This is a genomic window from Moorena sp. SIO3B2, from assembly GCF_010692525.1.
In the GTDB taxonomy this organism is placed as follows: Bacteria; Cyanobacteriota; Cyanobacteriia; order Cyanobacteriales; family Coleofasciculaceae; genus Moorena; species Moorena producens.
Map to the genome: position 1 here is coordinate 1 of NZ_JAAHHE010000190.1, position 12,321 is coordinate 12,321.

General features: G+C 42.8%; 7 protein-coding genes. All 7 read left to right on the forward strand.

The genetic code is table 11. The features are described from left to right. The first annotated feature begins 1,144 nt into the window (after positions 1-1,144). Positions 1,145-2,542, forward strand: a complete 1,398-nt coding sequence (locus F6K38_RS26820; protein ID WP_287358094.1) for an AAA-like domain-containing protein — start codon at positions 1,145-1,147, stop codon at positions 2,540-2,542. Between the two features lie 519 nt (positions 2,543-3,061). Beyond that, positions 3,062-3,913 carry an SAM-dependent methyltransferase gene (locus F6K38_RS26825; RefSeq protein ID WP_287358097.1) on the forward strand — a complete coding sequence of 284 codons (852 nt, stop codon included), beginning with the start codon at positions 3,062-3,064 and terminating at the stop codon, positions 3,911-3,913. After that, a complete protein-coding gene (locus F6K38_RS26830; protein WP_287358099.1) occupies positions 3,910-4,797 on the forward strand; it encodes a tetratricopeptide repeat protein in 888 nt (295 codons plus the stop codon). Before F6K38_RS26825 ends, F6K38_RS26830 begins: the two co-directional genes overlap by 4 nt. Continuing rightward, positions 4,763-4,885, forward strand: a complete 123-nt coding sequence (locus F6K38_RS26835; RefSeq protein ID WP_287358102.1) for a hypothetical protein — start codon at positions 4,763-4,765, stop codon at positions 4,883-4,885. The genes F6K38_RS26830 and F6K38_RS26835 overlap by 35 nt, the downstream gene beginning before the upstream one ends. 167 nt (positions 4,886-5,052) lie before the next feature. Beyond that, a complete protein-coding gene (locus tag F6K38_RS26840) occupies positions 5,053-6,474 on the forward strand; it encodes a tetratricopeptide repeat protein (protein WP_287358105.1) in 1,422 nt (473 codons plus the stop codon). A 54-nt stretch (positions 6,475-6,528) separates the two neighbouring features. Further along, complete coding sequence (locus F6K38_RS26845; protein ID WP_287358107.1) at positions 6,529-6,828, forward strand: hypothetical protein; 300 nt, start codon at positions 6,529-6,531, stop codon at positions 6,826-6,828. A 193-nt stretch (positions 6,829-7,021) separates the two neighbouring features. After that, the coding region (locus tag F6K38_RS26850) for an AAA family ATPase (protein WP_287358109.1) at positions 7,022-12,321 on the forward strand (5,300 nt) is incomplete at its 3' end.

Here is a 12,321-nt window from a genome sequence, read left to right on the forward strand (position 1 = left end):
GGAAATGGGGAGAATTCTTCCTATAGCACTACGCAATAAAGTTAGGAAATGGCTAAAAGCTGAAAACCTGTTGTAGTAAACTTTTGACTTCTGACTTGTGACTTGCGGACTTGCGCGTAGCGCTATATCTCCCCATTTCCCGCTTATAAAAATCTGACTAAATCGCGTTTATACAAACAAAATCAATGGCTTTGAAGCGCAAACGCCACTTTTTTGCCTATTCTCTGCTATTCTCTGCTATTCTCTGCTATTCTCTGCTATTCTCTGCTATAATAGCCCTCCCCAGTCAGGGAGTCCCAGGAATACAACTAGTTAACAATATTTAATATTAAGCTGGAAATTATATATGGTATTATAGCTGAGGGTCAGGAGAAGAAATGAAAGGAGGTCTGGCGTTGCTGAAACATTAGTACTATTTCCCATTAGCGCAAGCTTAAACCCGGGAGCTATAGATAATGTACAAATATTGATAGGTGACAGGCTCCCCCTATTACCTATTATCCATTACCTATTACCCATTACCTATTACCCATTACCTATTACCCATTACCTATTACCCAAATAAGCGTACAAATGTTCGGCATAAGTGACATGCTCCCACTGCTGGTTAACTGGGGTGCCATTGCCCAGTCATCAGCTCTAAAATTGTAAGCTATCAGCTATCAGCTATCAGCTATCAGCTATCAGCTATCAGCTATTAGCTATCAGCTATCAGCTATTAGCCATTAGCTATCAGCTATCAGCTATCAGCTATCAGCTATCAGCTATCAGCTATCAGCTATCAGCTATCAGCTATCAGCTATCAGCTATTAGCCATTAGCTTATGCGCTATGGGCACGCTACTTTATGAACAGCTTTTGAATACAATAAGCTGACCACTAACGGCTGACCACTAACGGCTGACCACTGACGGCTGACGGCTGAATGCTTACCTAAAATTGGTTGCTCATTCAGGGTAAACCCATCTGATTTGCTGATTCATATTATGCATAATAGTGTTTTAATAGTGTTTTTTAAATTCAATAAACACTATAGCTTTTAGTTTTCAAAAGGGTAAGGCCAAACCTTTAGGTGACGTTTCGGTGTGTCACGTTTGCTCGAGCACTTAAAAGGTGCTTGTTGATAAATTTCAGTGACCTTGTACATGAATATTAATAGTATACTGGAAATTGTTGACCGTCAACTAAAAGATAGTCAACATCGACCCCTTACTTCCACAGAAGTAATTATGCTGGGTGGGGTTTGGCAGTATAGAACTTATAACCAAATTGCCCTCGAAGCAGGTTATAGTGCAGGCTACCTGACCAATGTCGTTGCTCCAGATTTGTATCAGCGACTCTCGGAGGTGATTGGCCAGCGGGTAAGCAAGAAAAACTGTCGGGTGCTGCTGGAGTCTTATGCCACTGCCCAAACATCCTCAGAGACAAACCCTTTGAAGCAAGATCTGGTGAAGCAAGATCTGCCGGGCAATCCCGCCCATGAAACCGGTGAGATACTACCAAGCTACCCCAGTGGCTCAATCCCTCTCGACTCTCCCTTTTACCTAGAACGCTCTTCCCTTGAGGAGCAAGTTTATCAAGAAATCAAGAAACCGGGAGCGTTAATCAGGATTAAAGCTCCCAGAGAAATGGGCAAAACGTCTCTGCTGCTGAGGATTCTTGACCATGGCAACCGCCTGGGCTACCATACTGTGAGCTTGAACCTAGAGCAAGTCGAGCAGGAAATTTTAAGCAATTTGAATCAATTTTTGCGCTGGCTGTGTGCCAACATCGCTCACCAGCTTCAGCGTAAACCGATGCTAGACGAGTATTGGGATGAAGACCTGGGCAGTAAAATTAGCTGCACCCTCTACTTCCAAGACTATCTACTTGAGTTAATTGATACTCCCCTAATCTTGGCATTGGATGAGGTGAGCCAGATTTTCGAGCATCCCCAAGTCGCCAAGGATTTTTTACCTCTGTTGCGTTCTTGGTACGAAGAAGGGAAAAGACTGCCCATCTGGCAAAAGCTTCGCCTGGTAGTGGTTCACTCCACGGAAATTTACGTTCCCCTGGAGCTTAACCAGTCTCCGTTCAATGTGGGGCTGCCGGTTCAGTTAAAAAACTTCAGCCAGGATGAGGTGCAGCAGTTAGCCCAAAGCTACGGACTCGACTGGGTAGGTCCCGAAGAAGCTAAACAATTAATGGTAATGCTGGGGGGACATCCGGCACTGGTAAACTTAACGCTCTATCATCTTAGTCGCAAGGATATAACTCTGTCCCAACTGCTAGAAAGTGCTCCCACTGCCACTGGAATTTATGCTCATCACTTGCAGCGTCATTGGGCAACATTGGCAAAACAGCCGGAATTAGCACAAGCTCTTGATACGGTTCTCAAGGCCACTGAACCTGTGCCCTTAGACCCCATCCTAACTCACAAGTTAAGCAGTATGGGGTTGATTAAACTTTCAGGGGCTCAAGCGATCGCAAGTTGTGAATTGTATCGACAGTATTTTATGAAAAAGGGAGAGCAGCAGTTTATGTACGCACCCTCTGTCTTGTAGCCTAATCATTATTGATCAGCGGTCAGCGGTCAGCGGTCAGCGGTCAGCGGTCAGCGGTCAGCGGTCAGCGGTCAGCCATTTGCGTAGCGTGGGCGTAGCCCATTAGCTGTTCGCGTAGCGTGGGCGTAGCCCATTAGCTGAATGCTTACGATCAGTTTTTAATGCTCCGTTTACGATTCAATATTTTGTTTATTAGTTTTTTCATGAGATTTTATATGAGATTTTATATGAGTTTTATGAGTTTCATAGGTCAAAAGTCAAACTAATATAGTAAGTATTCAGCCGTGAGCTTTTAGCTCACGCTACTTGAGGTGCTGTCAGCTGTCAGCCTAATGCTTAAAATAAAGCGTTGCTGATTCAAAAGCTGTTCGGTGTAGCGTTCCCATCATAGCATAAGCTGAAAGCTGAAAGCTGAATGCTGAAAGCTGAAAGCTGAATGCTGAAAGCTGAATGCTGAATGCTGAAAGCTGATAGCTGATAGCTTACCTTAAATGTCTGTGTCTTGTGTCTGTTACTCTGATGATGATCAAAAACTCCGATTCTAAGCTGAAGAGTAAATTGAATTTGGAAACTGGCTCTTTAACTATTGTCGGTACGGGGATTCAATTGGTAAGTCATCTGACCTTGGGGGCGAAAGCCTGGATAGAACAAGCGGACAAGGTTTTATATGCGTTGGCTGACCCAGTAACCGCTAAATGGCTCAAAGAATTGAATGCCACAGCAGAACCTTTGCCATATAACCGGAACAATCAATGGCGCAGACAGACTTATCAAGAAATGACCGAAAAAATATTGACAGAAGTTCGTAAGGGGCTGAATGTCTGTGCTGTGTTTTACGGTCATCCTGGGGTTTTTGCCAATCCAGTGCAGGCAGCTATTAAACAGGCACATCGTGAAGGCTTCAGAGCACAGATGCTACCTGGAATTTCTGCGGAAGATTGCTTATTTGCTGACCTTGGTGTCGATCCTGGTCGAAACGGGTGTCAAAGTTTTGAAGCAACGGACTTTTTGATTCGACGGCGTAAATTTGACCCCACTAGCCCCTTGATTTTGTGGCAGATTGCCATGGTTGGCAATCTCGGTTTTTATAAACCGGAGGAACAGTTTCGTCCTCTAACCATATTGACCGAGGTCTTAAAGACACATTATGGAGGTGACCATGAAGTGATTGTTTACGAAGCAGCAGTTTATTATCCAGTTTGCAAACCAGTTATCCAGCGTATTCCTCTGTCCAAGCTACCACAAAGCAGTGTTACTGAGGTTTCAACCCTTTATATTCCGCCTCAAGCTCTAGCACCTGTGGACAAAGAAATGATGGCGCGCTTAGGTATGTCTTTTGTTAAAGAAGCTACAGGGGAGAAACAGATATGATGACAGCTTATCAACAAACTGTGTCTGACCTCAAGTTAGCGTCCCCACAGAACCCTCAGAAAGCTAAAGCTATAGCTCAGCAAGGTGAGGCGGATCGGCTGATGGGAAATTTTGAAGCTGCCCTCGCCAAGTTCACCGATGCCGTTGAGCTAAATTTTAACAACCCTTGGGCTCTCGCTCACCGTGGGCAAACCTACTGTCAGATCAAACGTTATCAGGAAGCCCGAACAGATTTTAGCCGCGCTATTGATCTCAACCCTAACTACCTTTGGGCTCTCGCTCACCGGGGCGTAACCTACCGCTTTATGGGGGAAGCATATTACACAATGGCAGTGGCTGACTTGGATCGAGCCATTGAGCTGAAGCCGGATTACTTTTGGGCAATTGCCTATCGTTGCCGAGTTTATGAGCTGATGAAGTGCTACAAGAAATCCCTGATTGATTTTGACCGTGCTATCGCCTTTGACAAAACCATATTTGTGAAAAATTGGCGGATTGAGAGAGGGTTAATCCTTTGCTACGATGGCCAATATGCTGAAGCGATCGCTTGTTGCCAGCAGAGGTTAGAGGAAGTTCCTGATGACACTACAGCTTTGTACTGTATTGCAGTAGCAAAGGCTCGTTGGCAAGGATTGACCCAGGCCAAAAGTGAGATTGAGCTTACGCGGTCAGTATTGCGCTCTCAATGGCAGACAGGGGATCGAGGAGATATTCTGTACCGACTGAGCGGCTTAGCCATCTTGGTAGGTAACTGCGAACAAGCATGGGAATATCTAGAAGAAGCTATTCCTATTAATGATGAAGCCATTGAGTTAGTCGCTCACGACCCAGCTTGGATGGAGTGGCGAGATGATCCGAAAACTCAGGCATTACTCGCTAGTTAAGCATTCAGCCGTCAGCGGTCAGCCGTCAGCGGTCAGCCGTGAGCTAAAAGCTCACGCTACGCGAACAGCTTTCCGTAACTCAGATTAATAGCCCATAAGCACATCAAGTAGCGTGGGCATAGCGCATAAGCTGATACGCGACACGCTGATAGCTGTTGGCGTAGCCTGCACGTAGCGCATATGCTTACAGCTTTTGAGACAACAAACCTCAATAAATTAAGTTTCAAATAACAGTCAAGGAGGAATTTGATACAGATGGATAATAACACTTGGGCTCTTGCTCAAAAAGCAGAAACTCTTCGCTTGTCAGGAGCCTATGAACAGGCGATAGAGAAATTTGAAGAACTTCAAAAAAGTGACTCGGACAATGCTTGGCTTAATGCCCACCTAGGAACAACTTACTACCAGTTGATGGATTATGCTAAGGCCGAAAAGTACTTGAAAAAAGCCGTCAAAAAGAATGATAACTATCTCTGGGCTTATGCACATCTAGGTGAAACATACCGTCTACGAGCAATTACAGAAAATGATAAAGAGCAGAAAAATAAATCTATTGACTCAGCTATAAAACATTTCAAAAAAGCGCTTGCTCATAAAGCACCAGAAAACAGCAACTATGGGTGGGCATTAGCTCACTTGGGAGCAACCTACCGCCTGAAAATAACTCTGGATAAGATTAAATTAATCAAAGAAAATGAGATAGATCAAGAAAGTAAAAAACAAGCTTTGAATTATCTTAACAAAGCGATTGAACTTATCCCCACATATGCCTGGGCTTGGGGTATGCGATCGACAGTTCACAGATTAGCTCAAGAATACGAGGAGTCATTGTGGGATTTGGGAGTAGAAACACAAATATCTCCAGACATGGAGACTTTACAACACTCTCCTTCTCCTGTTCCATTCTTAGTAAGCAGGAGGGTAAGTCTTTATGAACATGCATTTCTGTTTTTTTATTTAACGAAGAGACAAGATAACTCAAAAGAGAAAGAGAGATACTATAGTGCAGCGATCGCTTGTACGCAACAACTCTTGATCCTGAAGCCAGGTGATTTGATAGGTCAACTCATTTTCAAGGTAATTGAAGGTACACAAAAGAAGGAAAAAGACCAACTTAATGATAAATTTAGAGAAGAATGCAAGATACTTATTCAAAAAATAGATGCCAAGCTTGCTGAGATATGTAAAGCAGTATTGAGATACATGATAAAGGCTGAGCCTAAAACCAAGAATAAGTTGAAGAAGCTGGCTGAGCCAGAAGTTATGTCAGGACATAAATTAAAGGAGCTTATTGATGATGTCCTCAATAATTCTGAACCCAACAATCCTGAACCCAACAATCCTGAACCCAACAATCCTGAACCCAACAATCCTGAACCCAACAATCCTGAACCCAACAATCCTGATATTAAAGCAGAGGCACAATTATGGCTGTGGCAAAACTTTGCATGGGTCGAAGGATCTGCCAGTGGTCTTTCCTTCCTTGCTGATTTAAGTGAAATTCTGCGATATTATGATCAACACTATGATGAGATGACTGGTGAAGCATGGCCTTATCGATTGCTTGCCTTGATAATCTATGATCAATACGCACTGGAAAGGCTTGTTCAAACTCCAGCATTGTCAGAAGCAGAACGGGAAAAAGAATTTAAGAAATTGTTGCTGTGGGTAAAATGACTACCATTAGCTTAGATTCTCGATTCGTGACTATAAAAATTAGGAGGATATCTGATGAGTAAACTATTTGATTTATTAACCGATTTGGCCCTTGACCCCAAGAAACAAAGTTTTTTCATCAATAACCCCAGTTCCGTAATGGACAAAGTGGGTTTATCTGAAGCAGAGCAGACGGCGATGATCAGCAAAGAAGCTGCTAAAATTGCAGGGTTATTTGCAGACGAACAAGTTCCCATTGCCCTTACTATGGGCGATCCCGGTCCCGATCCCTTGCCAGATCCAGACCCTTTTCCCTTGCCAGATCCAGAGCCTTCTCCATCAGAAGAAGAAGAAGAAGCTGCATTGCTTTTGTAAAGGTGCCCATTCCACCCACCGGGTCAAACAGCTTTTAGGAGATGCACCCCACCTAACCTAACGGTTAGGTGGGGTGTTTGACTGTAAATCACTCATAACTTTGTACAATTGGGCAAATGGATTATTATTTGATCAGCTCAAACCGCACTGGTTGTGGTTTGAGCTGATCAAAACTCCTTTAAAGGAGGTAAGCATGCGCGATTTATCAGGTTACCAAGTTACGGAAAAACTCCATGAGAGCACCAACTCCCTAGTCTATCGGGGACATCGGCGGGCAGATGACCAACCTGTTATCGTTAAAATGCTCAAACAGGCTTATCCTTCCCCGGAAACCATTGCTTGGTTCAAGCGAGAGTATGAAACAACCCAAACTATTAACTTACCCGGTGTAATCGATGTTTACAGCTGGGAAAACCTAGAAACTAACTGGGTGATGGTGTTAGAAGATTTTGGGGGCGAATCTCTCAATCGGATAATTCCGAAGCAGGAATTCACAATTGCTGAGTTTCTCCACCTGGCCATTGAGATTGTTGACATTCTCGGTCAGGTTCACCAGCAGCATATTATTCACAAAGATATTAACCCATCAAATATTATCTTAAATCAGAATACTGGTAAGCTTAAGCTAATTGATTTTGGGATTTCAACCAAACTGTCCCGAGAAATCTCAACCTTTCGCAACCCGAATGTATTAGAAGGAACCTTAGCTTATATCTCCCCAGAACAAACAGGTCGAATGAATCGAGCCATCGATTACCGCACTGATTTTTACTCCCTGGGGGTGACCTTTTATGAATTGCTGACGGGACAGTTACCCTTCCCCAGCAATGATGTTTTGGAATTAGTCCATTGTCATATTGCTAAACAACCGACACCACCACAGGAAATCAAACCAGATATTCCACCAATTATTTCAGCGCTATTGTTCAAATTGATGGCGAAAAATGCTGAGGAACGCTATCTATCAGCCTATCGGATCAAGGCAGATTTAGAAGAATGTTTCAGACAGTGGCAAACCAAAGGGCAAATTGATACTTTGCTAATCGATCAGCACAAGGTTTCCGATCAATTTCAAATACCACAAAAACTGTATGGACGAGAACAGGAGATTGCTACCCTATTAGCTGCTTTTGATCGAGTCAGCCAAGGAGCTAGTGAAATGATGCTGGTTTCGGGGTATTCTGGTATTGGCAAGTCAGTATTAATACAGGAGCTATATAAGCCACTGACTCGGCAACATGGCTATTTTATTTCTGGTAAGTTTGACCAGTTTCAACGAGATATTCCTTACGCTTCCTTAATTCAGGCATTTCGGTCATTAGTACAACAGTTACTCACCGAAAGTGAGCAAGAGATTAACAATTGGCGACAGAAGCTGCAAGGGGAATTAGGGGAAAATGGACAGGTAATCATTGAAGTTATTCCTGAAGTAGAACTGATTATTGGTTCACAACCACCTGTCCCAGAGCTTCCGCCAACAGAACTCCAGAATCGCTTTAATTTTGTTTTTCAAAAATTTATTAAGATATTCACTCAACCGGAACATCCGTTAGTCATTTTCCTTGACGATTTACAGTGGGCAGATAGAGCTTCGTTGAAATTAATTCAACTGCTGATGACAGCAGGAGATAATAAATATCTATTTTTCATTGGGGCATATCGGGATAATGAAGTAAACGAAGTACATCCGTTGACTCAAACCTTGGAAAAGATTGAATCAGCTAGGGTAAACATTAAGAGAATACTACTTCCCCCCTTAGCCTTAACTGATGTTAGCCAACTTATCGTTGATACGTTTTTCGTAGATTCAATAACTGCTAAACCCCTTGCAAAATTAATACAGGAAAAAACTGGCGGAAATCCGTTTTTCATCAATGAGTTTATAAAATCTCTGTATTCTGAAGGTTGGTTGTATTTTAACTATCCTTCTCAGAAATGGGAGTGGGATATAGAGCAAATAAAAGCGCAACCCCTTACAGATAATGTGGTGGAGTTGATGACTAAAAAAGTTAAAGACTTACCCACACAAACTCAAGCCTTATTAAAATTAGCCGCTTGCATAGGGAACCAGTTTGAGCTGAAAACACTGGCAGTGATATATGAAAAATCTATAGGGGAAACTGCAACGGATTTACGGTCAGCACTCCAATCTGGTCTAATTATACCCCTTAGCTATGCCTACCAGTTGGTGGAACTTGATGTAGAAGGATTGTCAAATCAGTTAGTTGTAGAATACAAATTTGCCCACGACCGCATCCAACAAGCAGTTTACTCGCTGATTCCCAAAGCAGATACCCAAGCAGTACATCTGGGCATTGGCAAGTTGTTACTGCAAAATACATCCTCTGAAGAATCTGAACAGAAGCTGTTTGAGATTGTTAACCAGTTGAACAAAGGTCGGGAGCTAATTGAGGGACAAACAGAGCGAGATGAGTTAGCTCTATTAAATCTACGAGCAGGCAAAAAAGCGAAATCTTCAGCTGCTCATCAACTTGGTTTCAATTATCTCCAGACCGGCTTAAGTTTGTTAGGTAACCAGAGTTGGTCGCACCAGTATAACCTCAGCTTAGATTTGTATATGGAGGCAGCAGAAGCAGCTTATACAATTGCCAACTACGACCAAATGGAGCCCTTGACTGAGATAGTCTGGCAAAAAGCCCAAACACTGCTAGACAAAGTCAAAGTCTATGAAGTCAAAATTCAAGCCTATTGTGCTCAAATAAAATTTATAGAAGCAGTCAAAAGTGGGCTAGACGTTCTGAAATTACTTGGGATCGAATTACCTGAACAATCCAGCCAATCTGATCTGACGGCAGAGATAGAGCAGATCAAGTCTGCCTTGGGGGGCAGGCAAGCCCAAGCGCTAATGGACTTACCCCAAATGATCGATCCGTATAAACTAGCAGCTATGCGGGTTATGAACTACTTGTTTAGTCCTGCCTACATAGCAATGAATCAACTCAGCTTGGTAATTTGGTGCCGACAGGTGAATTTATCGATTCAGTATGGTCATTCAGCTGATTCTGCTTTTCCCTATGCCGGTTACGGGCTTATCCTCTGCTTATTAGGGGAGCTTGAGGCTGGCTATCAGTTTGGTCAACTGGCTTTGAAGTTACTAGAACGATTCAAAGATAAAACATTTAAAGCAAGAACTTATACAGCATATAAGTTGCAGCTCAAGCATTGGAAGGAACCGCTCAGGGACACATCATCTTTATCCATGGAAGCTTATCAAAATGCGATAGAGATTGGAGATCTTGAATATGCCGCTAGTCCTATGGTTACCTATGCCTACGCTTTATACCTGAGTGGCGTGGAACTGATTGATGCTAAGAAAGAGACAGCAAAAGCAATTGTAGCTACTATTCAAACTCAGCAGGAAGCTTACCTTCATTGGACTCAAACCTATATGCAGGCTATCCTTAACTTGATGGGAGAAGCCGACAATCCCTGCCGTTTGATTGGTGAAGCATATGATGAAGAAAAGATGATGCCAGTCCATCTTGCCAGTGGAGATCGCACTGCACTGATGCACGCTTATTCACATAAACTTACTCTGTGTTATCTTTTCCATGAATTTCAGCAAGCTGTTGAATATGCCGACCAGTTTGAAGAATATGGTGCTAATGCTGGCTCATCATTCATCCTTACCACTGCCTACTTCTATGATGCCCTGGCTCGACTAGCATTTTATCCTGATGCTTCAGAGACTGAAAGAGCAGAAATCTTGACCAAGGTTGCTGCTAAACAAGAAAAAATGGAACTATGGGCAAAGCAAGCTCCGATGAATTTTCTACACAAATTTTATCTAGTCGAAGCTGAACGAACCCGAGTTTTAGGCAAAGATAGCGAAGCTAGAGACTATTACGACCGCGCTATTACTTTAGCCCATAAAAACGACTATCTCAACGACGAAGCCCTAGCTTATGAACTAGCAGGCAAATTCTATTTAGCTAGAAACCAAAACCACGTTGCTCGCCACTACCTACAAGATGCCCACTATACTTATCAAGGCTGGGGAGCTGTGGCTAAGGTCAAAGATTTGGAAGCTCGATACCCACAATTTTTAGCTACAGTTTCAACAGATACTATTAAAACTAGCTTAAATCCGTCCATTACCGACTCAGGTAAAACTACATCTGGTGTTTTGGATATCAATAGCATTCTGAAAGCATCGCAAACTATTTCTGGGGAAATTATCCCAGACAAGTTGCTGGAAAAGTTAATGAAAATCCTGATTGAGAATGCAGGGGCTCAACAAGGTTTTCTGATACTGGATAAAGACGGTGATTGGGTAATTGAAGCTGAAGGAACAGTGGATTCTGATCAGGTGACTACACTGCAATCCCTGCCAGTAGACTCTGTGGATGCTGCTAGTCAAACCCCGATCTTGTCAGTCTCTATCATTAATTATGTGGCTCGCACCCAGGAAAATTTAGTCTTAAGTGATGCGGCTAATCAAGGACAATTTACTCGTGACCCCTACATTGTTGCCACTCAACCCAAATCGATTATCTGTACTCCTTTGTTAAATCAAGGCAAACTAAGCGGTATTTTATATTTAGAAAATAATTTAACCACAGAGGCATTTACTAGCGATCGCATTGAAGTTTTAAGAATGCTTTCTGCTCAAGCTGCTATCTCTATTGAAAATGCTCGTCTCTATGGACAGTTAGAAGACTATAACCGCAATCTAGAGCTTAAAGTAGAAGAGCGCACTCAAGAACTATCTCAAACTTTGGAAGTTCTCAAAGCTACTCAAGCGGAACTAATATTTGAAAACGAGTTACTGAAGAGTGACGAACAAGCCGCGAATTTTGATTATCAAGTGGGGGGAAGTTTACCGATGGATTCTCCCACTTATGTGGTGCGTTCTGCTGACAGAACTCTCTACAAATCATTAAAGCAAGGGAAGTTTTGTTACATTCTCAATCCCCGCCAGATGGGCAAGTCAAGCCTGATGGTACGTATGATTAACCACCTGAACCATGAGGGGATTAGCTGCGCGGCCATCGACCTGACTCGGATTGGCAGCGAAAATGTTACCCCTGACCAATGGTATAAGGGATTGGCAGTAGAGCTATGGCGAAGTTTTGGTTTACGAAGAAAGGTGAATTTAAAAAAGTGGTGGAATGAAAGAGGGGATATTTCTACGGTTCAGCGGTTGAGTCAATTTCTAGAAGAAGTGTTGCTGGATGAACTTGAGCAACCAGATAACAGTTTACCCAATAAAAGGGTAGTTTTTATTGATGAAGTTGATAGCGTGTTGGGCTTGAATTTTCCAGTTAATGACTTTTTTGCTCTGATTCGCTTCTGCTATAATCAGCGTACTATCAATCGAGACTATGGCAATTTAACCTTTGCTCTGTTTGGGGTGGCTACCCCCTCTGGCTTAATTACTGACCACAAAAGAACTCCTTTTAATATTGGTCAGGCGATTCAACTAGAGGGCTTTAAAGAGCATGAAGCTCAACCTTTGCTTCAAGGATTAGC